This is a genomic window from Tolypothrix sp. PCC 7601 (assembly GCF_025677855.1).
GTDB classification, from domain to species: Bacteria; Cyanobacteriota; Cyanobacteriia; order Cyanobacteriales; family Nostocaceae; genus Aulosira; species Aulosira diplosiphon.
The window spans coordinates 8,493,890-8,519,385 of sequence record NZ_CP064879.1 but is presented as its reverse complement, the minus strand read 5'-3'; the positions used below and the strand labels follow the sequence as shown (position 1 = coordinate 8,519,385).

The 25,496-nt window shown below is 42.0% G+C and carries 19 protein-coding genes and 1 CRISPR repeat array; of the genes, 8 read left to right on the top strand and 11 right to left on the bottom strand.

Annotation, left to right across the window (positions count from 1 at the left end):
• Positions 1-11: 11 nt before the first annotated feature.
• Both HG267_RS34610 and HG267_RS34605 read left to right on the top strand, forming a co-directional pair.
• Entirely contained in the window at positions 12-1,670 is a 1,659-nt protein-coding gene (locus tag HG267_RS34610) for a CHAT domain-containing protein (protein WP_052335173.1), read from the top strand.
• A 282-nt stretch (positions 1,671-1,952) separates the two neighbouring features.
• Entirely contained in the window at positions 1,953-3,695 is a 1,743-nt protein-coding gene (locus HG267_RS34605) for a serine/threonine-protein kinase (protein WP_081584013.1), read from the top strand.
• 10 nt (positions 3,696-3,705) lie between these two features.
• Here HG267_RS34605 and HG267_RS34600 read toward each other — a convergent pair whose 3' ends face one another.
• Complete coding sequence (locus HG267_RS34600; protein ID WP_045870192.1) at positions 3,706-4,005, bottom strand: 30S ribosomal protein PSRP-3; 300 nt, start codon at positions 4,003-4,005, stop codon at positions 3,706-3,708.
• Positions 4,006-4,265: 260 nt separating this feature from the next.
• On the opposite strand from HG267_RS34600, the gene HG267_RS34595 reads away from it, so the two are divergent.
• From HG267_RS34595 to HG267_RS34585, 3 genes are all read left to right on the top strand, one after another.
• A complete protein-coding gene (locus tag HG267_RS34595) occupies positions 4,266-4,631 on the top strand; it encodes a four helix bundle protein (RefSeq protein ID WP_045870193.1) in 366 nt (121 codons plus the stop codon).
• 54 nt (positions 4,632-4,685) lie between these two features.
• A complete protein-coding gene (locus HG267_RS34590; protein ID WP_045870194.1) occupies positions 4,686-5,480 on the top strand; it encodes a TIGR01548 family HAD-type hydrolase in 795 nt (264 codons plus the stop codon).
• Positions 5,481-5,890: 410 nt separating this feature from the next.
• A complete protein-coding gene (locus tag HG267_RS34585; protein WP_045870195.1) occupies positions 5,891-7,537 on the top strand; it encodes a purple acid phosphatase family protein in 1,647 nt (548 codons plus the stop codon).
• Between the two features lie 137 nt (positions 7,538-7,674).
• On the opposite strand, the gene HG267_RS34580 is transcribed toward HG267_RS34585, so the two are convergent.
• Positions 7,675-8,943: an ATP-binding protein gene (locus HG267_RS34580; protein ID WP_081583999.1), complete on the bottom strand. Its 1,269-nt coding sequence runs from the start codon at positions 8,941-8,943 to the stop codon at positions 7,675-7,677.
• Positions 8,944-9,273: 330 nt separating this feature from the next.
• Here HG267_RS34580 and HG267_RS34575 point away from each other — a divergent pair, with 330 nt between their 5' ends.
• The 3 genes from HG267_RS34575 to HG267_RS34565 are packed head-to-tail and all read left to right on the top strand — an operon-like array spanning position 9,274 to position 11,180.
• Positions 9,274-9,759 (top strand): DM13 domain-containing protein, encoded by a 486-nt coding sequence (locus HG267_RS34575; protein WP_045870500.1) that lies wholly within the window; start codon positions 9,274-9,276, stop codon positions 9,757-9,759.
• Positions 9,760-9,800: 41 nt separating this feature from the next.
• A complete protein-coding gene (locus tag HG267_RS34570; protein ID WP_045870196.1) occupies positions 9,801-10,598 on the top strand; it encodes an SDR family NAD(P)-dependent oxidoreductase in 798 nt (265 codons plus the stop codon).
• A 12-nt stretch (positions 10,599-10,610) separates the two neighbouring features.
• Positions 10,611-11,180 (top strand): NADPH-dependent FMN reductase, encoded by a 570-nt coding sequence (locus HG267_RS34565; RefSeq protein WP_045870197.1) that lies wholly within the window; start codon positions 10,611-10,613, stop codon positions 11,178-11,180.
• A 626-nt stretch (positions 11,181-11,806) separates the two neighbouring features.
• On the opposite strand, the gene HG267_RS34560 is transcribed toward HG267_RS34565, so the two are convergent.
• The 9 genes from HG267_RS34560 to HG267_RS34520 all read right to left on the bottom strand — a co-directional run bounded on the left by HG267_RS34560 (position 11,807) and on the right by HG267_RS34520 (position 24,922).
• Positions 11,807-12,121, bottom strand: coding sequence for a hypothetical protein (locus HG267_RS34560; RefSeq protein ID WP_045870198.1), 315 nt, complete (start codon positions 12,119-12,121; stop codon positions 11,807-11,809).
• A 488-nt stretch (positions 12,122-12,609) separates the two neighbouring features.
• A CRISPR array of direct repeats spans positions 12,610-12,936; the repeat unit is 35 nt; unit sequence GTTTTCAATTCATCACCCCTCACGGGGATGGAAAC.
• Between the two features lie 582 nt (positions 12,937-13,518).
• Positions 13,519-13,794 carry a hypothetical protein gene (locus HG267_RS34555; RefSeq protein WP_045870199.1) on the bottom strand — a complete coding sequence of 92 codons (276 nt, stop codon included), beginning with the start codon at positions 13,792-13,794 and terminating at the stop codon, positions 13,519-13,521.
• A gap of 723 nt (positions 13,795-14,517) precedes the next feature.
• Entirely contained in the window at positions 14,518-17,742 is a 3,225-nt protein-coding gene (locus HG267_RS34550) for an efflux RND transporter permease subunit (protein ID WP_081584000.1), read from the bottom strand.
• Between the two features lie 11 nt (positions 17,743-17,753).
• The gene (locus tag HG267_RS34545; protein ID WP_228045567.1) at positions 17,754-19,067 is read right to left on the bottom strand and encodes an efflux RND transporter periplasmic adaptor subunit; all 1,314 of its coding nucleotides are present in this window, start codon (positions 19,065-19,067) and stop codon (positions 17,754-17,756) included.
• Between the two features lie 480 nt (positions 19,068-19,547).
• Positions 19,548-20,162 (bottom strand): nitroreductase family protein, encoded by a 615-nt coding sequence (locus HG267_RS34540; RefSeq protein ID WP_045870503.1) that lies wholly within the window; start codon positions 20,160-20,162, stop codon positions 19,548-19,550.
• 342 nt (positions 20,163-20,504) lie between these two features.
• Positions 20,505-21,527, bottom strand: coding sequence for a tRNA-dihydrouridine synthase family protein (locus tag HG267_RS34535; protein WP_045870200.1), 1,023 nt, complete (start codon positions 21,525-21,527; stop codon positions 20,505-20,507).
• 167 nt (positions 21,528-21,694) lie between these two features.
• A complete protein-coding gene (locus HG267_RS34530) occupies positions 21,695-21,946 on the bottom strand; it encodes a hypothetical protein (RefSeq protein WP_052335174.1) in 252 nt (83 codons plus the stop codon).
• Between the two features lie 82 nt (positions 21,947-22,028).
• Positions 22,029-22,508 carry a hypothetical protein gene (locus HG267_RS34525; RefSeq protein WP_052335175.1) on the bottom strand — a complete coding sequence of 160 codons (480 nt, stop codon included), beginning with the start codon at positions 22,506-22,508 and terminating at the stop codon, positions 22,029-22,031.
• A 128-nt stretch (positions 22,509-22,636) separates the two neighbouring features.
• Entirely contained in the window at positions 22,637-24,922 is a 2,286-nt protein-coding gene (locus tag HG267_RS34520) for a response regulator (RefSeq protein WP_045870201.1), read from the bottom strand.
• Between the last annotated feature and the right edge of the window lie 574 nt (positions 24,923-25,496).

The window sequence follows — 25,496 nt, the reverse complement described above, 5'->3', positions numbered from 1 at the left end:
CTAGTTTTGATATGAATAAAGGTTATTATACTTACCGCATCCGTATAGCTAATGTTGAGCGCGTGCAGGTAGAAAAATGGGACGCTCAACACAAGCTTTTGGGAGAACCTTCTGGTGTCTTTCGTTATCAAGATAACTTAGAAGAAATTAAATCCCTAATTAATACAGCACGAAATGACGAAATCAAAAACTCCAAGCAAGCACGTCTGATTGGAGAAGTTCTATTTAATAGTTTATTTGACGATACGCTGCGTCAGGACTTTGTAAATTTTCATTTCCAGGTTGTACAGCAACAAAGCCAACTGTTGCGAATCGAATTGGATATTGATGAACAAGGAATGCCTGAAATTGCTGCATTACCTTGGGAATTTATGTGTTTACCTGGGAATGCAAACTTAGGTGAAATTTGGATAGCTACAGATCCAAACTTAGTCTTTTCTCGCCGACGCGCCCAATGGCATCCAGCCCCACCTATTCAGCTAGAACAGGGAGAAAAGTTAAGAATTGCATTGGCGATCGCTTCTTTGCAAGAGTTAGGAGAAGTCGAACACGAGACAGTACAAACAGCATTGCAAGAACTAGCAAAAAGCCAACCAGAACATATTGAACTTTTGCCTGTTGTTAACCCAGCTACTCCCACAGCAATTGATGATTTGCTAGAACAAAAACCTCATATTTTTCACTTTATTGGGCATGGACGCTTGCAGAATGAAGATGGGGAAAATGTGGGTGAAATTGCTTTAGTAAAAAAAGTTTTTAATCAACAAAAAGTAAATTGGGTAGACGCTAGTTTTTTCGGCGGGCTTTTTAATCGTCATCGTCCAGGGATTGTATTTTTACAAGCTTGTGAAAGTGGAATGTCTTCTGCATCACAAGCTTTTGTAAGTGTAGCCTCGAAAATTGTGCAGCAGAATATATCTGTAGTCGTGGCGATGCAGTACGAAGTCTCTAATTTAACGGCAAGTCAGTTTGCTTACGAATTCTACGAGCGATTAGCCAAAGATTATCCGGTAGATATTGCCACGCAAAATGGACGGCGTACAGTAGCACTCGATACGCAATATCGCAAACGCGATTTCGCTATCCCTGTGATCTTTATGCGTGTGCAGGATGGGTATTTATTTAAACGTCAGGTTGTGAATCAGGTTTCCAGCGAATCTAGCCAAAAAGGTACTGCATTCCAACCAGGTAAGTATAACGTCAATATTGGAGAAGGTAATGATATACATATAGGCGATCGCATATACCAACAAAAATTTACATCTCTAGCTTCAGAATTGATTGCCACATTAAGTAATGCTAAGTTTCAGGGTAATGAAGGAGAGCAAGGTGGTACAGGAAGCTTTTATCAGTATGAAATTTTCTTAGAGAATGTAATTCTGGAGAATGAGCAAAATCAAGATCATTATCAAGAGTATAAGCTTAGTGGCAATTGGTCATCTTTTGTTTATAAATATGTCTATTTTTTCAACAAAGTGGTTGATACACCTTGGGGACATAACAGCAAACCTTATGGTCGCTTCCATATTGTAGTTAAAAGTACAAATGAAGTTTTGGATCAGATTCTGGTTAAAGCTGACCGAAAGAACGATGATCCAAATAACTACGCAGCTAACAAAGTTGAGCAATTTATTGAGTCGAAAATAAAGGAAATAAAACGCAAAAATTAACAGGAATACGGTGCAGTGAATGTTCAATCTGTGGAATATTCTCAGCAAGTCACAGCATTAACTTCTAAACTTTTGAGGTTAATGGTAACCCAATACTGCTCGGTTAAGGATTTTCAACTCTTAATTTGGTTTGGGGAAAAGTTGAAAGGGTAAGGGTTAAAGGTTTTTTCTGGCCCTTTTGCCCTTAACCGACAAGTATTGAATGGTAACCGAGCGTTAACTGAAATTAGCCATACTACATTTACCATAGATGTAATCTGGCTGAAAGTTTGGCAGGAAATTTTGCTGATACAAAACCGTTATCGTTTACTCCAGCTGATTGGGAAAGGGGGATTCTGTAAAACCTACCTCGTTGTGGATGAAAATCAATTTCCTCCTGTTCCGTGCGTTGTGCAACAATTTTCGTATTACAATCAAACACCAGAAAGCTTTGTAAAAGTAGCACAGCAGCTCAAGCTACTAGGCGAACATCCTCAAATTCCGGCTTTACTTTCCCATTTTCAAGATGACCAATATTGCTACTTAGTACAAGAATTTATCGCAGGTAGTAATTTAGCTACCATACTGGCAGCAGAAGGAAATTTCAGCGAAAATCAAATTTGGCAACTGTTAGCAAATATATTACCTGTTCTCAAATTTATTCGCGATCGCAATATCATCCACTGCGATATCAAACCCGAAAATATTATCCGCACTGCTGCTGGCGAATTCGTCTTAGTTGATTTTGCTGCAGCTCAACTAGTCAGTGTCATTGACCAGTTGATCAGTAAAATTTGTATAGGTAGCCCGGAATATATCGCACCAGAACAAGCGAGGGGAAAAGCAGTTTTTGCTAGCGATATTTATAGTTTGGGTGTCACTTGTATTTACCTACTTACCGAAGTTTCGCCATTTGATTTATACGATGTCGCCAATGATTGCTGGGTTTGGCAAGATTATCTGAGAAATCAGGTAAGCGAACGACTCACGAAAATCCTCAACAAACTGCTGCAACCATCCATCAGCCGCCGCTTTCAATCTGCTGATGAAGTCTTGCTAGCAATGGGAATTACAGACAAAACAAATCATCTGCGTTCATCTGCGTTCATCGGCGGTTGGCAATGCATACATACCTTGAGTGGCATTCCTAGCGCCTGTGCAGGGATAAACTGTGTTAGCTTCAACCCTGATGGTACAACATTAGCCAGTGGTGACGACAAAATTATTAAATTTTGGGACGTAAATAGTCAAAAACCCCTAGCTACCCTATCAGGACATTCTCAAGCAGTAAAATCAGTCGCCTACAGTCCTGATGGTAAACTATTAGCCACAGCTAGCGACGATCGCACTATTAAATTGTGGGATGTCAATCAATTACAAGAAATTTACACCTTAGCTGGACATTCACACGCCGTTAAATCCGTGGCTTTCAGTCCTGATGGGCAAATTTTGGCTAGTGGGAGTTGGGATAAAACAGTCAAACTGTGGGATGTCAATACTGGCAAAGAAATTTCTACTCTGAGTAAGCACCAATTACAGGTAAATTCCGTAGCATTTAGCCCTCAAGGGCAGCTTTTAGCCAGCACCAGTTTTGATCGGACAATTTGCTTATGGCAGCTTTCGCAAACGAGAGAATTTAAAAACCGCCCAGATTACACCTTGTTAGGCACCCTTTCGGGTCATGCATGGGCGGTTTTGACTGTCGCTTTTAGTCCCGATGGAAAAATTTTAGCGACGGGTAGCGACGATAACACGATTAAATTGTGGGAGGTAAACACTGGTCAGGTAATTACCACACTGTCAGGCCATTCTTGGTCAGTTTTAGCCTTGGCTTTCACATCGGATGGCACAATGTTGATTAGTGCCAGTCGCGATCGCACTGTTAAACTTTGGAATGTTAGCACAGCAACAGAAATTGCTACTCTCTCTGGCCATGCCGACTCTGTATCTACCATTGCTGTCAGCCCTGATGCACAACTGATTGCTAGTGGCAGCAGGGACAAGACCATCAAATTGTGGCACCTTGTAAAACAGCAGGGCAGCTAATGCGGCAATATCAGGCGCTACCTGTAAATGCCACTTCGGGAAACTTCAGTTGCGCTTCTGCCATCGGACGGTTTCTACCTTCCTCTTGCCAGTAGTTAATCACTTCTGTGGCTTTGTTGAGTAACTCAACACGATCCAAGTCACTAATCCAGTGTTTAGATTCTAGTTCCTTCTTTAACTCTTCCCAAGCATCGTTTCTAGGCCAGAAAAAGTACTTGGTTAAAGGACTGGTGCCTTTACCTACAACTTGGTCTACTGCGAGAGCAACGTTCTCGTCTAACCAAAGAATTTTCAAAATAAACTTGGTCAATCACACCTCCGGAGTATATCCCAGCATTACTTAACTAAGTCAGCGATCGCTTATTTTAACGCAATACCATACCAGATGGGTAAATAGTTTGGGCATTGGGCATTGGGCATAGGGCATGGGGCATGGGGCATGGGGCATGGGGTAGTTATGAGGGAATTCTAAAAAATAAATTATTCTGCTTAAATTCGTTGGTTGTGAACTGTCAATAATAACTATGGAATATTTTTTGAATTGGCAGTCCCTGAGTTTAGAGGAATTGTGTGAGAAGGCCTGATTTTGAAGATTTAGAGGTTTATCGATTAGCTGAAAAGCTAGCGAATGAAATTTGGCAGATTGTGAAGGTATGGGATAATTTCTCTCAAGATACTATGGGTAAGCAAATTGTTCGCTCTGCTGATAGTATTTGTGTGAATATAGCAGAGGGCAGAGGTAGGTATAATGACCAAGACAATCGGCGTTTTGTCAAGATTGCTAGAGGTTCTTTATACGAAACTATCAACTGGTTGCGATTAACCTACACCAGAAAGCTATTGACAACTGAACAGGTAAGCATCTTAAAACCGTTTCTGGATCAACTATTACCCAAACTCAATGCTTATCTCAAAGCTATCGGCAATAGAGAATAGAACAAACTTCTTTATGCCCCATGCCCCATGCCCCATGCCCCATGCCCTATATTTATGACAGAAAAATTATCACCAAAAGCGATCGCAGTTTTTGATATTGATGGCGTGATTCGCGATGTTAGTGGTTCTTATCGTCGCGCGATCGCAGATACTGTTGAGTATTTTACCAATCAAGCGTATCGTCCTACACCATTAGATATTGACCAACTGAAGTCTGAAGGTATTTGGAATAATGATTGGGAAGCATCCCAAGAGTTGATTTACCGTTATTTCCAAAGTCAAGGACAGCTGCGAGAACAACTACAACTTGATTACAACGATATAGTTACCTTTTTTCAATCTCGTTACCGAGGTACAGATCCCAACAATTTCACTGGATATATTTGTGATGAACCCTTGTTATTGCAACCCAGTTACTTAGAACAACTCACACAAGCGAATATTGCTTGGGGATTTTTTAGTGGTGCTACTCGTGGTTCGGCTAACTATGTTTTGCAGAAACGCCTGGGTTTACAGTCTCCTGTATTGATTGCAATGGAAGATGCGCCAGGTAAACCCGATCCCACAGGACTTTTTGCGACTGTACAAATCTTAGATAATGGCTGCGATGCTTTACCTACTGTGGTGTATGTAGGAGATACCGTAGCTGATATGTACACAGTAGAAAAAGCGCGCAATCAGCAGCCGCACCGCACTTGGATTGGTGTCGGCGTTTTACCCCCTCATGTGCAGGAAACAGCAGCGCGTCGTGATGCTTATGCTGAAACACTCAAAAAAGCAGGCGCAGCTATAGTTTTGAGTAATGTGCAAGAATTAACACCAGAGCAGATTCAAGACTTAGGCGGTTAAGCTTTTGCATCTGACTTTCATAATTTCATAGGTAATACCAAAATATAATTTTGAGCGAACCTAGAAACCTTTATGGGATCAGGAACGTTTTTGATTCATATCCGCCGTAAATTACGAATTACGAATTGGTATTACCCATGATTAAAAGTTTCCGCCACCATCACAAAATGGTAGCCCTAGTACAGCACGGCGGAAATCAACCATCTATTTGGAATGGGTAAAAAGCTTGCGGTATAAGTATTCTTTCTTTTTACTTTTTACTCCTGCGGAGTTCGCCAGTTGCTTTATGCCGGGGAACCCGTCCACCGCACTGGCTCACTTTTTACTTTTGCCTTGTTGTACTAGCCCTTTTATTTCTGCTTACTGTATGCTTTACGCTGGTAAGCGTGCGTTCATTTGGGCAAACAATTATGACATCAGCACCGCAATTGCTGACTGATCCATTTTTGCAACTACCAACTGAAACCTCAGTGCGAGTAGTTTGGTTTACAGAGTTCGCTGGTAGTAAACATACAGTCAATTACGGAGAAAATCTCAATCAGACTGCCCGTGCAAGTACAATGAAACTGAGTCGCGCTAGAGAAGATCAGCGATCGCATATCGGTAAGCAAGCTGGAGATGGTCAAGTTTATCAAAAACCTGTTTGGCGTGATATTTGGCGACATGAGGCTGAGGTAAGTGGGTTAACTCCTGGTGTGCGGGTGAATTATCAGATTACGAGTGTGCGGGAAGATGGGGAAAGCATCAGCAGCGATATTTTTACCCTTGCAGCTAATCCTAAACCAGGAACACCATTGAAAATTTTACTCACCTCAGACCATCAACTGAAGCCGATGACAGCAGCAAATCTGCAAAAGGTGGTTGAGACAGTAGGTAGAGTAGACGCTGTGTGGTTTGCTGGTGATTTAGTTAATATAAGCGATCGCGCTTCCGAATGGTTTGATGATCATCGCGGTGGTGCGTTCTTTCCTGGATTACAAGGGCGCGCTAACTATGAAATGAACCATAATGGAGTCAAAACTTCCTATACTGGCGGTAAAATCATTCAACACGCACCCTTGTTTCCCTGTATTGGCAATCATGAGGTGATGGGGAGATTCCAAAGAACAGCAACTTTAGATGATGAATTTAATGATACGATTCCCCGCGCCGTAGCTCAAAGATTATATAGCGGTAAATCCCTAAAAGATAATTCTTTTAATACTGATACTTACGAAGAAATTTTTACATTACCAACAAGTAAAACAGGCGGAAAGCGATATTATGCTGTTTCCTTTGGTGATGTGCGTTTAGTAGTTCTTTATGCCACTAATATGTGGCGCAGTCCTTACTTGAATGGTACATATAAAGGGAGATATGACGAAATTAGCCAAGATTTAAATAATCCTGAAAATTGGGGTTATGGACAGTTAATTTATGAACAAATTGCTAAAGGTAGCCAGCAATATAATTGGCTAGAAGCAGAACTTAATAGCAATGAATTTAAACAAGCAAAATACAAAGTTGTGATGTTTCATCATCCACCCCATACTTTAGGTGATAACATCGTCCCAGCTTATACAGAGCCAGTACAAATAATTGAACGAGATAATTTTGGTAATATCAAAGCAGTGCGTTACGAATATCCTAAAGATGCTGATTATCTCATCCGCGATGTCATGCCTTTACTAGAATCTGCGAATGTACAATTTGTTTTATATGGGCATTCTCATTTATGGAATCGCTTTGTTAGTTCTAGTGGAATGCACTTTTTAGAAACATCCAATGTTGGCAATTCTTATGGTGCAGCTTGGGGTGAGAGAAAGCGAGAAGTCCCATCTGGATATCAAGAAGAATATGTGGTATCTGGTGACCCAAATGGTCTAGAGCCAATAGTACCAACAATCGCTCCATTATTAGGAGAAGATGGTAAACCGATGCCTTATATTGCCAGTAACGACATCACAGTTTTTAGTATTTTCGACACAGCCACAGGTACAGTTAGCAGCTATCGTTTTGATACTCGCAAACCCGATTCTGAAGTAATTAAGTTTGATGAGTTTACTTTTAAAGCCTGATGTAGGGTGTGTTGTCGCGCAGCGCAACGCACCAAAATTGTTGTGTTTCGCTACAGATAATATTTTATATATTTCAAAGGGATAAAATCCAAAATCTTATCATTTTGTGGGGTGGACATCTTGTCAGCTTTCCAAGTTCAATTCAGAACAGGTAATTGCACAGTAACATCAGTTCCAGTTAACGGCTGAGACTGGATACATAATTTACCACCATGAGCATTTACAATGCGTTTAGTAATCGCAAGTCCCAACCCCGTACCTTCAGCTTTTGTCGAGAAAAATGGTTGAGAAAGCTTGCAGAGAATTTCTGGTGGAATAGGATTACCATCATTATGCACATTAATATAAACTGCATCAGGTAGCACAGTATTCACTTCCCACTTGATAACATCTCCATCTGCAACAGCTTCGCAAGCATTGCGGACAATATTAATAAAAACTTGTTTCAGCTTGTCCCTATCCCCAGAAATTTTTACCACAGAAGATGCAGGAATAAATTCAATTTTTCGATTTAACGCTTCTGGCATTTCCTGGATGGTTAACAGCAACTCCTGAATAAAATCATTTACATCCAATTCGCAAAGCTGCAATACTTGAGGTTTAGCGTAGAGCAAAATTTCGCTTAATAGCCGTTCTAAACGACCAGCTTCGCTCAATGCTAAAGATAATCTCTCTTGAGAAGCTTCCGTCAAAATAGTTTTCTTAAAATACTTCAATCCCATCACCATAGTAGTTAAGGGATTACGAATTTCATGGACAATAATCGATGAAAATTCACCAATAGCAGCTAATCTTTCCTGTTCAACTAACTTAGCCTGTACTGCTCGTAATTCTGCCGTCCGGTTTTCTACCTCTGCTTCTAATTTTTGATTAAATTCACATTGTTTTTGATATAAATGATAGTGATCAATTGCCGTAGCTGCGCGTTCCGCAAATAGTTCTACAATTTGAATTTCATCACTTGTAAATTCACGTGCTTGTTGATGAAAAGAGCAAATTGTCCCAAATACTTGACCTTCAGAAGTTTGTAAAGGTATGCCTAAATATGCACGATAACCAGGTGCAGGTTTGCCATATTTGGGATTAGCAATAGCATCCTCAACGGCTAACGTCCGCTTAACTTCCATGACTGTACCAATTAACCGACCATGTAATGCATAAACACGCGGTGCATCTTCCGGTATTTCAAGACTACTGGCTAGGATAGTTTCAAAACCTTCTTGGCAAAAGGTAACAACTGTCCAATCAACTGCTATTAACTCGCTAACTCCGCAAGCAATATTATGCAAATAGCTGCTTAATTCACCAGTCCGATAATTTAAAGAAGATAAAAGCTCGATTATTCTGCGTTCACGCTGCCAAGATTGGTGTTGTAACAACATTTGGCTATTACTGGTGTTACTCATGGATATAAGTTACCAAATTTATCAAAAAGAATGAAAAAATTAATGAATAAATTTTCTCTACCCACTAAAAAGTAGAGATTACAGGAATTTTATAGCCAAATTCTACTAGAGATAGATGCCGTGCGTATACAGCACAATTATGAATATTTGCTTAAATTAACTTAAAAATATGCAATCCCAACTCAAAATTGAGATTTTGCTGAGAAAACTATAAGAAATTTCAGGGTAAAATTTCAGCTTCAGCCCTGAAATTCCTTAGTTACGCATAATTTTTATCTTGAGTAACAAAGCAATAATTACTTTAAAGGTTAAACAAGAGGATTTTGAGTGATGCAATTCAAACCTTTATTAATAGTTAGTGCTGTTTCTTTAATCGTAGTTAGCTGTGTAGGAAATGTCTCGAAAAATCAGGATATTGTTAATGCATCTGTGAGTCCGATAGCAACGGCTCAAAATGTCTCTGCACATAAATCTGGTGCTTTTATTTCTGGTGAACATACAACTAAAGGCATAGTTCGCATTACTACCAAAAATGGTAAATCTATTCTGGAACTAGATAAGTCTTTTAAAACTTCTACTTCCGGCCCAGATTTAGTAGTCATCTTACATCGTTCAGATAACGTGCTGAAATCAACTCAAGCACCATCATATCCTTTAAAAAAAGATGATTATGTAATTATTGCACCTTTACAAAAATATAGTGGCGCTCAAAGTTATGCCATTCCTAACAACATTAATTTAGCTGATTATAAATCAGCCGCTATTTGGTGCCGGAAGTTTAATGCTACTTTTGGCGTGGCGCGTTTGAGTAGTTAAAACTTAGCTAAAAACTGAGAATTGCTGACAAGGAGATAATTATGAAATTAGCAGGAAAAGTTGCTTTGGTTACTGGTAGTAGCCAAGGAATTGGTCAAGGAATTGTAATACGTTTGGCTCAAGAAGGTGCAGATGTTGTGATTAATTATCGCTCTCATCCAGAGGGAGCAGAGGCAACTCTAGCAAAGGTGGAGGCTGCTGGTGGTAAGTGTTATATGGCTCAGTGTAGCCAAGCTCACGGTTACACAATTCAAGCAGATTTAGGAAGTGTAGATGAAGTCCAGCAATTAATTGCAGAAAGCATTCAGCATTTTGGCAAGTTAGATATTTTGGTGAATAATGCTGGAATTGAAAAACATGCACCATTTTGGGAAGTCTCTGAAGCTGATTATGATGCTGTGATGAATGTCAATTTAAAAGGAGTTTTCTTTGCGACGCAAACTTTCGTAAAACATTTGCTTGAAACTAAAAGAACCGGAAAAATTATTAATATTAGTTCCGTCCATGAAGAATTACCATTTCCTAACTTTACGGCTTACTGTGCCAGTAAAGGTGGGATGAAAATGCTAACTCGCAACTTGGCTGTTGAATTGGGTTCTCTGGGAATTACAATTAATAATGTTGCGCCTGGAGCAATAGAAACTCCCATTAATACTAAACTTTTAAACAACCCTGAAAAATTGGGGGCGCTATTACAAAATATTCCCCTTGGGCGTTTGGGACAACCACAGGATGTTGCTTCTCTAGTTGCATTCTTAGCTTCTGCTGATGCTAACTACATTACAGGTAGCACCTTCTTTGTGGATGGTGGATTGTTGTGGAATTATCAGGAACAGTAGATAGAAAAAACTATGGTAAATTCATCTTTATTTATTCCAGTCATCCTTGGCACTCCCCGTCAAGGTCGTCAAAGCGAATATGTTGCTAAATTTATTGTGGAACAAGTTGCCACACGCGATCGCCTCCAGACCGAACTGATAGATATTAGAAATATTGCGATCGCAACTGATGATGCAGGTGAATCAATCAAAGATCCTCAATTTTCCGCCACTATGGAACGCGCCGATGGCTTAATCATTGTCGCACCCGAATACAATCATGGTTATCCAGGTTTGCTGAAGCACGTACTCGATACCTGTCTTAAAGAGTACATCCACAAAGCTGTAGGAATATGTGGCGTGTCAGCAGGTTCTTTTGGCGGTACCAGAGTCATCCAAAACCTACTACCTGTAATGCGGGAGTTGGGACTAGTGACAATTTTTTATGACCTTAACTTTAGCGAAGTTCAGAACCTATTTGATGAGTCAGGTAATTTAATTGACAAACCAACATACATTCGTCGAATGTCAAGGTTTATGGACGAGTTAATTTGGATGTCAACAGTCCTCAAATATGGACGGGAAGTAATGAATTTGGAATGAGGGGATTGGGGATTAGGGATTGGGGATTGGGGATTGGGGATTGGGGATTGGGGATTGGGGATTAGGTAATGGGTAATGGTGATTTAAAACTATGAAATAGGCTATAACACCTGTTATAGGTCTATAAAGTTTCCATCCCCGTGAGGGGTAAGTGATTTAAAACATAATGCAGGATGGCATTCCTACAGGAGGTCATAGGAGTTGTTTCCATCCCCGTGAGGGGTAAGTGATTTAAAACCCTACTCTTGCAGAAAGCTTACCAAATAAGGCTTACATAACTGTAAAACTGAGGGGGGTCTGTTTTACCTGTCAATAGACTATAATTATTGACAATAAATACAGTCTTTAAGTAACTCAAACCCTTATACAGTAGGTTACCTGAGGGGGTCTACGAAACAATCAGCCTTTAAGACTTTGGACGACCCCCTCAGTTTACATTACTTAACAAAATGACTGCAGGAAACTAACTAATAGAGAATGTTTTAAAAGTCTTGCGGTTGATAGCAAAACGTTTTAGCTTCTCCTAAATCCTTTTTAAAAAGGGAGCTAGTACGATTTAGTTTTCAAGGTGCAGATTTTGGTATAAACAGTAGCATAGCGACCTACAAAATTCAATCTCTCAATTATTAAGAAAGCAAAAGCAGATATTGTTTTCTCAAAATGCCCTTTTGCTTTCTCGTTTGATGATATTTAGTAAGTAAAAGCAGATATTGTTTTCTCAAAATGCCCTTTTGCTTTCTCGTTTGATGATAGTTAGTAAGTAAAAGCAGATATTGTTTTCTCTCAATGACCTTTTGCTTTCTCATTTCAGTATATTCAGCAAGTAAGAGCAGATATTGCTTTCTCAGAATGACCTTTTGCTTTCTCATTTCGGTATATTCAGCAAGCAAAAGCAGAGATTGCTTTCTCCTTTGCGTCAGTGCATCACCGAACACCATCATCACTGTGTAGCCAAAACTATCAGAGATTTGCTAAAAGTACGTTAGCCGTTCGCCCTAGCGTTGCGTAGCAAAGAGAAGGCTTTAGCGGAGCGATCGCTCTTAATTGATATGCTAACTTTTATTATTGTTTTGGCTTTTGGTTTGTCTGTAATACTGAAAAGTTAATGTTTTCGGCTTTCAAAATTCTAAGTGTTTTGTTATACTATTACTCAACATTACAGTACCTCGAAAACTTAATATAACGTTTCCTAGTGAAAGTTAAAGTATTAGCTTTTACCTTTCACACGCAAATTTTTAGCGGGGGTATGCCAATGCTGGAAACCCTTATTCTTTCGTTGACCCCCGCTAATCGCTTACTGAGTAAGGCTTTAAGATGCTTGTCGTGGTGGCTTATTGTCAGTAAAGTATGCTTATTGATAGTAAAATTAGACCCCCCGCTAAAATGACACTTTCAAACCCAGTCATAGCAAGCGTTCTAAAAGGGTAGGGTTTTCAATTCATCACCCCTCACGGGGATGGAAACCTGTCGCTTGTGCCTGTTGCATACCAATTGTATAAAGTTTTCAATTCATCACCCCTCACGGGGATGGAAACTGTTATTAACTGCTTTAGCAGTTTTAATAACTGTAATGTTTTCAATTCATCACCCCTCACGGGGATGGAAACTGTTGTGTAAATAAATAAACCAAAAAAGAATTGGAGTAGTTTTCAATTCATCACCCCTCACGGGGATGGAAACGTCGACTTAATCAAAGGCAAGCATGGATTACCTTTGATTTTGTTTTCAATTCATCACCCCTCACGGGGATGGAAACCATACTTATAGGGATAGGGGGGAGGCATTCGCCATATGTGTCAACTTAAGCTTAAAGCTATATACGGCGCGTGTTGTACAAATACCTCGCGCCCTCATCCCCTAACCCCTTCTCCCGCAGGAGAAGGGGAACTAAATTTCTTACTCCCCTCTCCTGGTGGGAGAGGGGCTGGGGGTGAGGGCAGAACCTTGTCGCCAAGCGGGTTTCACGTTAAGTTGACACCAATGGGCATTCGCTTCCCTCGTTTTCAATTCATCACCCCTCAAGGGGATGGAAACTAGCAGTTATATGCACATTATCCTGTCTGCTTTGTAACTTCTTTGTCACCCTGTCGAGTATTTGATATAAAAAAATGAAGTATTCAAATTTGAACACTTCCTAAAAAGCATTGAGATATTTGGTATAGCTATTTCCGTGGTACTGATGATTGCAAGGACTCACACATATATCTGTCCTAATACTGCTCGGTTAAGCGATTTGAATTCAAAATTGGTTTTGGGGTAAAGGTTAAGGGTTAAAGGTTTTTTCTTTCCCTTGAACCATTCCCCTGTTCCCTTAACCCACAAGTATTGATATCTGTCGTTACTTTTCTTTATTTGTACTAGAGCGAATAGCTTTATCTAAATCTCGCAGTAATTCTTCTTCTGCATCTCGTTCTTGCTTGAGTTCGCGAACCATTTCTTGACTGGAGCCAATCAGCAAACCAGCAGCGCCACCAATAATGGCGTATTTTGCCGCCAAATCCTTATACATTGGGCTTGTATAGGGGGAAGGAAGTAAATAGGCAATAATAAAACCTATTCCTGCGCCTAATAGTGCGGTGACAATTCCAGAGAAAGCGATCAGTTTGGCGTTCATTTGCTTTGCTCCGATACTCAACACCCCTGTTATATCTTGTTTGGTTAAAGACTCATCATGAAGACTATGGGGAGCAAGGGGAAACAGAGAAACTCTGTTTTTGCACAGATACCCGTATCATGAATTAATTAACCGGACTTGATATGAAATTATTGGGGTACACTTTCATTGTCTCAGTGTATTTCTCAGTCGGATCGGAATCTTTAAAATTTTTTAATCAGCTGATATGGGTTTAGAGTTAGGTGTGTTAAGTACGGAGTCGGCATAATAGAAATTTGCGATCGCTCTTGGCTAGGATTTTAATATCACCTAGCTGGGGTTAAGCTCATTAGCGATTGATTTGTGACTTATTAAAGAAGCCGGCAGAATTGGGGGATTCTCCCCCAAACCCCCGATTGGGTGACGGTTGCGTCCCCCAAACCCCCTCCAAAATGATTGTTCGGTTTTTTGTTGAGTTAGTAGTTTTTTGGTTTTGTTAAGCTAAACCACATCTAATTTGCAATTGTATATTTATTGTGGGGGAGCCACTGTGTTGCGCGGGTTCCCCGCGTTGTAGCAAGTGGCGTTGGGCATCTTGCCCGCCCCATATATGCAAGTTAAATATGGAAGGTTAAGGGGGAAAGGGGAATGGGGAATGGGAAAGAAAAACCTTTAACCCTTAACCCTTAACCCTTAACCTTTCCCCCTTAACCAATTTTGAGAGCAGTATTGCTCTGCTCACATTTACCTGGAATCACCGGAACCGCGCTCATCACCACTCCCCACCCCAGCAGCTACTTGTTCCTCTTGTATATCAGAGTTAGGCGATTTGGTTTGATGAGCAGGTTTGCGTTTTAAGAAGCGTTCTTCTAAATTCTTGATGATGACATACAAAACTGGCACAATTAGTAAGCTTAAAACTGTTGCTACCAGTAATCCCCCAAATAACGCTGTTCCTAAAGACCAACGGGAGGCGGAACCTGCACCGGAGGCGATGACGAGGGGGAAGAATCCCAGCAATGAGGCGCTGGATGTCATGACGATGGGTCGAAATCGCTCTTGGGCGGCTGTTAAGGCTGCTTGGGTAATTGTCATTCCTTGCTCAAAGGCTTGGTTGGCGAACTCGACAATCAAAATTGCGTTTTTGGAGGCGAGTCCGATTAACATTACCAAGGCGACGTTGGCGTAAACATCGTTTACCAAACCGCGCAATGATAGCGCACTTAATGCACCAAACAAGGCTAAGGGTACAGTTAACAGAATAATTGCTGGGTCAACATAACTTTCATACTGAGCAGCTAGGGTGAGGAACACCATAATAATCCCGAAGCCGAAAATCAGAATCCCTAAGTTACCTGCGGATAATTCTTCGCGGGCGGTTCCTGTCCAATCGCTACCTACGCCTGGTAATGCGGTGGCGGTTACTGTTTGCTGCATGGCTTGGATTGCTTGTCCGCTACTGTAACCCTGTGCTTCTCTACCTTGGATACTGATGGAACGGAAGCCGTTGTAGTGAGAGATCACAGATGGCCCTGTAATGGGTGTGAGTTTGGCTACTTCACTCAAGCGCACCATTTGGTTGTTTGCCGATCGCACATAAAGTTGATTAATATCATCAGGCGATCGCCGATAATTGCCCTCGGCTTGGACGTAAACGCGATAGCTCTGCTGTCCCAAGGTAAAATCATTGACATACTGGGAGCCGATGGCTGCGCCCAAGGTGTTGACAGCTTGCTGAAAATCAACATTGAGTGCTTCTAGGCGATTGCGATCGAAGTCAATTTGAAACTGGGGTGTACTGGCGGTAAACTGCGTAAACACTCCACCTGCTAGGGATGGTTGTTGGTTGGCTTGAGCAATCACCGCTTGGGCGTTGGCGAAGAAGTCATCTATTGTCAATCTGCCATTGGTGCGGTCTTCTAGTTGTAACTCAAATCCCCCCAAGGTGCTAAAACCTTGAATTGGCGGCGGATTGACGGCGGTAATAATTGCTTCTGGGATGGTTTGAAATGCGCCATTAATTCGCTTTAAAATTGCTGAGGCGCTTTGGTTTGGGTTGGTGCGTTCCTCCCAAGGTTTCAGTTTGGCAAAGAAGACACCGCGATTTGAGCCGCTACCAGCAAAACCAAATCCGGAAGTTGCAAAAACGTTTTCAATTTCTGGTTCTTTTTGCAGAATTTGTTCAAGTTTGGTAATTACTTCATCTGTATAATTGAGGGCAACTCCATCGGGGCCTTGAATAATCCCTAAAACAATCCCCTGGTCTTCATTGGGTACAAATCCTGTGGGCACCTGGGTGAACATAAAATAAGTTCCAAATAATCCCACCACAAACAAGGCGACGACAGCATAACGCAGGCGAATTAAAAAGCGGACAATTGCCAGAAATCTATCGATAATCCATGCCACAACCTGATTAAATTTGGTAAAAAACCAGCCCAAGGGGCCGCGTTTGGGTTGCGGTGGACGCAGCAAAATCGCCGCCATACTGGGACTGAAGGTAAGGGCGTTAAATGTGGAAATCACAATAGAGAAGGCAATGACTAAGGCGAACTGCTGATACATTTTTCCGGTAGAACCTGGGAAAAATGCCACGGGAATAAATACCGCCATTAATACCAGCGATGTTGCAACTACCGCCCCCGTCAATTCTTCCATTGCTTCAAAGGAAGCTTGCAGCGGCCTGACTCCCTGTTCAATTTTGCGGGCGATCGCTTCCACAACGATAATTGCATCATCCACAACTAACCCTGTGGCTAAGATTAAGCCGAATAAAGTTAAATTGTTGAGGGAAAATTTGAATATGTAAGCAAATGCTAATGCACCAACTAGGGAAACCGGAATTGCTACCAGGGGAATAATTGTGGCGCGCCAGTCTTGGAGAAACAGAAAAATCACCAAGACAACCAGAACAATTGCTTCCACCAGAGTTTTCACTACTTCTTCTAGGGAAGCTTGCACAAAACCCACGGTATCGTAAACCACCTGGGTTTTTAATCCGGGTGGAAACTCTTTGCTTAACTCTTCCATCTGCGCTTCAATGTTTTTCGCCACATCTAGCGCATTACTTCCCGGTGATTGATAAATTGCCAGTCCAATCGCAGGTTTACCGTTATTTCTGGCATTGCTGGCGTAAGTCTCCGAGCCGAGTTCCGCACGTCCTACATCTCGGAGTTTTATTAAATCTCCATTACTCCCAGCTTTAATAACTAGGTTCTCAAACTCCGCCGCATTTTGAAACTGACCATTTACCCGCAACGGAATTTCATAGCTTTGTCCTGGGGGTATGGGTGCTTGTCCCAAGGTTCCGGCCCCAGCGAGAATATTTTGCGATCGCAGTGCTGTCGCCACATCTGCCACAGTTAATTGCCGACTCGCCAAGGCATTAGGATCGAGCCATAGCCGCATAGCATAGCGTTTTTCCCCAAAAATCGTCAAATCTCCGACTCCTGGCGTTCGCAGCAGTTGATCGCGTAAATTTAGGTCAATATAGTTACTAATAAATAGCGGATCGTACTCGTTATTTTCGGCATAGAAGGTATACACCAACAAAATACTTGTGGAAGCCGTTTGTGCTGTCACACCCAGTTGTTGCACGCTGGTGGGTAAGCGGGGTGTTGCCCTGGCGATGCGATTTTGTACGTTAACCTGAGCAATATTTTTATCAGTTTCTGCACCAAAATATACTGAAATTTGACTGCTGCCTGCGGAACTGTTCGAGGTCATGTATTGCATACCCTCGACACCGTTAATTTGCCGCTCTAGGGTTGTAGTCACAGCACTTTCAACGGTGGCAACATCTGCCCCGGTATAGTTCGCTGATACCTGAACCCGAATTGGGGCAATATCTGGCAGATAATTAAGTGGTAGTAGCGGAATACACAGGCACCCCAAAAGCAGAATCACTAGGGTACAAACGGTAGTTAACACCGGGCGTTTGATAAAGTTGTTCGCGATCGACACGCTCAAGTCTCCTGGATTTAGGATTGGGGTTGAATGGGTGTGCCTTCTCTCAGTTTGAGAATGCCAGAGGTAACAATGGTTTCGCCTGGTTTAAGTCCTTCCAGAACTTGATAATTCGTTCCTTGAATATCACCAAGACGCACTAAACGCTGATGCACAATTTGCTGTGGCTTGCCGTTAACAGTTGTATTTTCTGTGACAAAGACAAAACTTTGTCCGCCAATCCGAGAAATAGCCACAGTGGGAATCAATACCCCTGGTTGGCGATTCCAAATAATCCGCGCTTGCACATATTGCCCATCGCGCAATCTTCCTGGGGAATTATTAAAACGTGCTTTGCTTAAAATCGATTGTTGATTAGAACTAACTGTAGGAGAAATATAGTTAATTGCCCCCGTACCAATTACTTGCTGCGTCGTTGGATCGACTAACTGCACAGGTAAGCCAACTCGTAGTTGCTTCAAGCGATTGGAAGGTACAGAAAGATTTAAATCTAGGGCATCATTTTGAATAATGGTGGTGATAGTTTGCCCAGTGGAGACATAATCCCCAATTTTTACAGGAAATTCACCGACTATGCCATTAATCGGTGATACTACACGTTTAAGATTCACATTTACTTGCGCCGCAGCCGTACCTGCTTGGGCTTGGCGGATATTCGCCTGAGCTTGCCTAATACCAGCATTCGCGGCTGCAACTTCCTTATCTGCGGCTTGTAAATCCGCGATCGCACTTTGCACATTATTCCTAGCAATATCTAACTGCTGCGCTGCTAACGCCCCCTCTCTGACTAATTGTTGAGTGCGGTTCAATTGGGTTTGCTGAAGCTGAAGATTTGCAGCTACTTTAGTACGCTGTGCCTGGGCTTGTTGTAGCTGTGCTTGCGCCGTTTTTAACCCCGCTTGGGCAGCATTAGCGGCGGCGATGGAACTAGCAACATTTGCCTGAGTCTGATCCAAACTCAAAGATGCAATGGGCGTTCCCTTCTGCACCCGTTGCCCGCTAGACACGAGAATATTTTCAATTCGCCCCTGAATTTGCGGTTGTAGCGTCACTTTTTGCTGTGCTTCTAACGCTCCCACAAAATTGGTACTTTCTTCAGTCGTACTAGTGGCAACTTGCTGAACTTTTACTGGTAATGCGGCATTTTTAGCACCTGCGGCGGGAGCAGATTGAGTGGGAGCAGCTGCACGCTGATTCCCAAAACGAGAAAACACAGTCATCCCGCCAATAGCTAAGACTACACCCAGCCCCAACCCTACCAGCAGCCCTTGTTGTCCCGAAAGCCTTTTGAAAGCGGAATTATTGATTTTCGGATTAGGAGTTTCCATTAGCGCAACCTTCCACTGCCCAAGCAAAATTAACTGAATGTAAATTGGTAATTTACAGCGTTGTTCAGGTAAATGAGGTACGCAGGTAGGGGCACGGCACTGCCGTGCCCTTACAATTATCTGTACTTCGCCAACTTGCAATCTGCTGTATTTATGAACTAGTGATTTATCGTCAAAGTTATGAGAATTTGCTAGGGTTCAGATCCCCGACTTCTTGAAGAAGTCGGGGATCTCACAGCCCCACATGATTAACGCGATAGACCACTAAAGCGGAACAATTAATTATTAGCTGAACTAAATAATTAGTCCTCCAACCTGAGTAGGAAAATATTCATCTCAACTCTCAATACTTGTCGGTTAAGGAGAAAAGGGGAAGGGTAAAAGGGGCAAGAAAAAACCTTTAACCCTTACCCTTTCACCTTTTCCCTAAACCAAATTAAGAGTTTAAAATCCTTAACCGACAAGTATTGCCTCAAAACTTCAATCTTGGCTGTTGATAACTGGTGAGACTTGATTCCAACTACCAGAGAACACATAGGTTTCTAAAGGTTTGCGGCTGCGTAGCGCCAACTCTCGTTGCTGTAACTTTTCTGAGAGAGTTTGCGGATCGCCAAGATAGCCAAGGGCGATCGCAGCTACAGGCTCATAACCATCTGGAATGCTGTATACTTCTTTGGCTTTAGCTACATCAAATCCCGCCATTTGGTGAATAAATAGCCCTAATGCCATAGCTTGGATTGCTAAAGTAGTCGTCGCTGCACCGACATCATGAAAGGCGTGCCGATTTTCTGCACCGTTGCGCTCAAAGTTAAGTTTGGCTACGGAAATCATCAAAACTGGGACATTTTTCGCCCATTCTTGATTTCCTTCTACTAGGCAATCTAATAAACGTTGAAATTCTACTGGATTGTCTTTAGTAGCAACAATAAAACTCCACGGCTGCTCATTGTAAGAAGATGCTGCCCATCCTGCTGCTTCTAAAACAGTGCATAATTTATCTGTTTCCACTAGTTCCTCAGAAAACGCCAAAGGACTCCACCGTTCCCGCAGCAATTCTTCAACTGGATATAGAGTATCAGCAGTTTTGTTAGTCATGAGCAGCTCTTTTCTGGTAGCAATATTCATTACACCTTACCTCAAACTTTTATGCGCGCAGCAATCTATTAATAGTGTGAGTCACAGCTAGCTAAAAAAACTCCACCCTTAAGGGGATGGAGTTTGAAAATGGGCATTGGGCATGGGGCATGGGGCATGGTAATTTATTCTCTCCCAATACTACAAGGGATAGCGTTTTGAACTCAAAATAGCTTTTGGGGAAAAGGTGAAAGGTTAAGGGTTAAAGGTTTTTTCTTTCCCATTACCCATTACCCATTACCCATTACCCATTACCCATTACCCATTCCCCATTCCCCTTAACCGAAAAGACTTGGAAGTCTCTTACACACCTTGATAGGGTTCTAGGGCTAAAGTTTTTGTTTCTTCACCTAGGAGAAAGCGATCGCAAATTTTAAATAGTTCTACCTCGGTTTGTGCCTGACGCATCAGTCGCAGGAAATGCCCTTGGGCATCTACACTTAAAGCAATGTAATTGAGAAACATTTTTAGGTAGCCGACGCGCGCCCGCTCTGGTATATTGGGTGCTTCTGGGGTTTGCCATAAACGCTCAACATAGTTGCGTACTTCTACTAATGGCATGGGTGCGATCGCTTCTTTTCGCAAAGCTTGGCGAATTTGATTAAATAGCCAAGGATTCCCAATCGCCCAGCGTCCCACCATCACACCTGCTGCGCCAGTTTGAGCAAGTATTTCTAAGGCTTTTTTCGCTGAGTAAATATTACCGTTAGCCAGCACTGGACAATTTACCCACCTTACAGCTTCCGCAATCAAATTATATTTGACTGGGCCGTGGTACATATCTTTGACCGTACGACCATGCAAACTCAGCAAATCAATGCTGTGGCGATTAATTAAATCTAGAATCTTGTAAAAAGTATCTGTATTTTCAAAGCCTACACGCATCTTGACAGTCAAAGGGCGATCGCTAACGGCTTGTCGTAATTCTCCCAAAATCCGATCCACTTTTTCTGGCGTAAGCAGCAATCCACCCCCGACTTGCTTGCGATAGATTCTTGGTGCTGGACAGCCCATATTCAAGTCAACGCCAGCAATATTATATTTGCAGAGTTCCTTTGCTGTTCTGACCAAATCTGGAATACTTTCGCCAATCATTTGAGCAAAAACCGGGCGGCCTGTGTCGTTTTCGGTGATTGCTGCCAGAATGCTCCGATTTAGCCGTGAAGTCTCATTAACGCGGAAATACTCGGTAAAGAAATAGTCAGGGCTACCATATTGGGCAATGACTTTCATAAACCACAGGTTTGTCACATCCTGCATGGGTGCAAGCGCAGTGAGAGGTAAGCCTGTTTGCAGCGATTGAGGGAGCGATACCTGGGACGACATATAAGATGAAGAGCATTCGACAAAGCATCACTCTATCAAAAAATCGTTGCTGCGGTTCCAGCTATTGTGAGGGACTTCATATTAAAATCTAAAAAATCTGCTTATCTCTGCTGATAACTGCTTCAAAGCCAGCCAATTTCTACATTATCAAATTGAAAAATACTGTATCAAACACGTGGCTTTAAACGCTTTTCTCTACCGAGTAAAAAAACTAGATAAAAACGCTTTTTAAAAAAGGGAATGGAAAGCCTCATATCCACAGCATGATTCCTACTCACCCGATTTTCAAACACCCTTTTTAGCTCCGCTAATTGGACAGATGTAAAAGTAGCTGCTGTTTGAGGAGGAATACGGGCGAAGAATTTTTGTACAAATGGATCGGGTTGTGAATTAGGTTTGGTAAAACGGTTTTTTGGCATATTAGGTTCCTGGTAATAATCAATTTGGCAATTCGTAATTCGTGATTACAAAATAACTCAGTATTTAGATTTCATAGTATTATTAGAAATCGGGGCTGTGTTGATAATCCCAACACTTATCATCACGCCAGACTCTATTTGTATTTTCACATTCTGATTGGTCAGAAATCCAAGGAATTGAAGTTGGATAATAAGCACTGGATTTGGCAGCGCGAGAAGATAAAGCAAAAGAAAATATAGTATAGCTAGAAGCAGATATAATTCCGAGAATTGCTATGATAAACAAGATATTTTTAATAGTCCAAAAAGGATATAACCCTTTTTCATAGCGTAAACGCTTTTGAGAACGACGTTCTAAACCTCCTAGCAATACCAGATAAAACCTTAATCCTGGAATTGGTACTGTAACTCTAATGTCTAAAGGATGACGATTCCAAGAACTAGAGCCAAAACCCCTGTGTATAGCTGCTAATTGCTCTGCCGTAAAGGAATTTGCTATTTGGGGGTCAATTTCAGCGAAAAGCTGCTCAAAATTAGGATCTATATACTGAATATTTTTCATAATATCGGTGTTGGAATATACATAGTTATTACATAAGTCCTCTCTTTCATTCCGGACAGATGCTTCGCTTCATCAGGAACATAATTAGGCTTTAAAATTAATTCACATACAAGCAGGGAAAAGCCTTTTTAAAGACCAATGGCAGCTTGATATAAAGATTGAATGTTTTGTCCATCTTGAGGATACTCAACCACAGCACAATTGCAAACGGCTTGAAAGCGATCGCCATTGGCATCTGTGAATATTTGCTGGCGGAGAGTAGTTAAAATATTACCTAAGCGGTCTTTGACTTCTGGTTTGGTTAACCCAGAAAATCCGATGACAAATTCTCCATTGCCCCAATAACCAAGAACTTCGCCGCTACACAATGTAGATTGAAATAGACGACTCCATCGTTGCAATACTTGGTTACCAGTTTCATGTCCATATTTGCTGTTGATTTGGCGTAAATCTGTGATACTCAATATCGCCAAGCAAAGGGAATGCTGATGTTTTTGGGCTTGAATAATTAACTGCTGCAAGTCGCGGCTAGACTGTAACTGATTTGCTAATCCGGTGAGCGAATCTTTAGTAGAAAGCGACTGGAGTAAGCGACTGCGTTCTAAGCGATGATTAATCCGCGCTAATAGTTCTGCGCCTACTACTGGTTTAATTACATAGTCATCTCCGCCAACCGCAAACACCTGCTGCACGGTTTCTATGTCGCGGTGTGCGGTGAGAAACATAATCGGCAATTCCTGCCATTGCGGATCTGTGCGAACTGCTTGGCATAATTCTATGCCACTGATATCAGGCATTTCCACATCCAAAATCAACAAATCTGGTGTGGTGGATTGCAGTAACTCCCAGAAACGCAACGGCTTGTCTAATGCTGTCACCCGCATCCCCCAAGGTTCCAACATTGAGCGCAATGCAGCTAGAATCACAGGATCGTCATCGACAACCAAGACATTCACTCGTAAATCGTGAGTGCGCTGTAATAGTTGAGATGCAACATCCCAAATTTGAGCGGCTGTTACAGGTTGAGCTAAAAAACCCCGTGCGCCATACTGCGCCAAAGTTACGCGTTCTGCTAACTCATCAGCAGCTAGTACCACAACGGGTATAGGCGGAGTCCGAGTAGCTAAATCTGATAGCAACGCCAAACTTTCTTGTCGATGTCCCATTTCACTGACATTTAGCACCACTAAATCTGGTGATGTAGTTTGTAGTAGGTTTTTGGCTTCCGCTAACTTGGTAATTTGTTGCCAGTCTATACCTAAGTTGCCAACAAGTTGTTGCAAATGCGAACTCAGTTGCGGATTGGGGTCAATTAATAGTAATCGCTGACTAATTTCTTCTGCATTCAAGGTGGTAGTTGGATTGGAATTTTGCCCCATCAAATTGATTAAGTTACCCAACTCTTGAATTTGCGATCGCAATTGCGTTTTTTGAGCCGCAGATAATTTGGCATTTTTCCCCAAAATCTGCTCAATTTCCCGCGCTATCTGAGTACCCGTCTCTAGCTCAAACATTCCTAACACACCAGCTAGCTTATGAGCTTCTTTTTCTGCGGATTGGCGTAACTCTAGAGATAACTCTCCAGAAAGTGCAGCGGCGGCTGCTTGCAGTACCGCCATCCGTTGCTGCATCAACCCTTCATATTGATGCCACAACTTACTCATTGCTTGGTTAAACTGCTGTTGAATATTAGAGACGGGTAATTTTGGTTTATCCTCTCTTCTCTGCTCCCCCGCTGCTTTCACCGCTGGGTGCAATCGATATCCCAAACCATATACATTTTCAATCCAATCGACTGCGCCGACTGCTTTTAACTTTTGCCGCAAGCCTTTAATGTGCGATTTAACACTTTCTTCTTGGGGTGGATCGTCAAAAGTCCAGAGATGCTCGATAATATTTCCCCGGCTAAAAACTCGGGAAGGGTTGCGGATAAATAACTCGAGCAGGCTGTATTCTTTAGGTGTTAAATCTAGGAGTTTACCGTTAAATATTACTTCGCAACTACTTGGATCGAGACTTAATCCGCCAATTTCCAGCACTAGAGAAACAGGAGTATCACCCCGACGTAACAGCGCCCTCACCCTGGCTTGCAGTTCTCCTAAATCTAACGGTTTGATCAGGTAATCATCAGCACCAGCATCAAGCCCACGGATGCGATCGCTAGTTGCATCTTTGGCGGTAATTAACAAAATCGGGGTGGAGTTACCAGCAGAACGTAAGCGTTGACATAAACTAATACCGTCCAGTTTCGGTAATCCCACATCAATTAATATCAAATCGTAGTTATAAGCTTGACTATATTCCCAACCCGCATATCCATCTGGCGCGATGTCAACAACATAATTGTTTTGGGTTAAAGAATTTGCTAAGACACTGACTAAAATCTCGTCGTCTTCAATCAGCAAGATTTTCATTAATTCATTAAGTAGCTCGTGTTAAAAATTATCGTTATGGCAATGCAGAAGGCAGTCTAGATGAAAAAATTTTACAGCCAAGCATGAAAAACTCCACCCACAAGGGGATGGAGTTTTTGGGCATGGGGAATAGGGGATGGGGCATGGGAAAGAACATACCAATGCCCAATGCCCCAAGCGGCGGGGCAGCTATCCCTCTCCACCCACAAGGGGATGGAGTTTCCCGCCGCTTTCAATGAAAAGAACTCTTGTATAGAGGCGATTAATCGCGTCTCTCCAACTCAGCACTCTTCAAGTTCTATCGCAGGATAGATAAACACATACACCCACTGAAAGATAATCACTGTTAGCAAATGCTATAGAATTAGCGAATTTCTTCAGTTTTCCGTTCCTACTCGAACTCTTCTAAGAGCAGTTGGCTACAAAATTGAGAATCGTTGTGACGATAGTTACATTGAATCTTAATGTATTGACCAATAGTTCCTTGATGGTACAAGCCCCCAGATTTATCTGTGGAATCAATCCAAAATCCGTCTTGAAAAGTTTGCTCAACGGGGGGAACCCCCGCACGCAA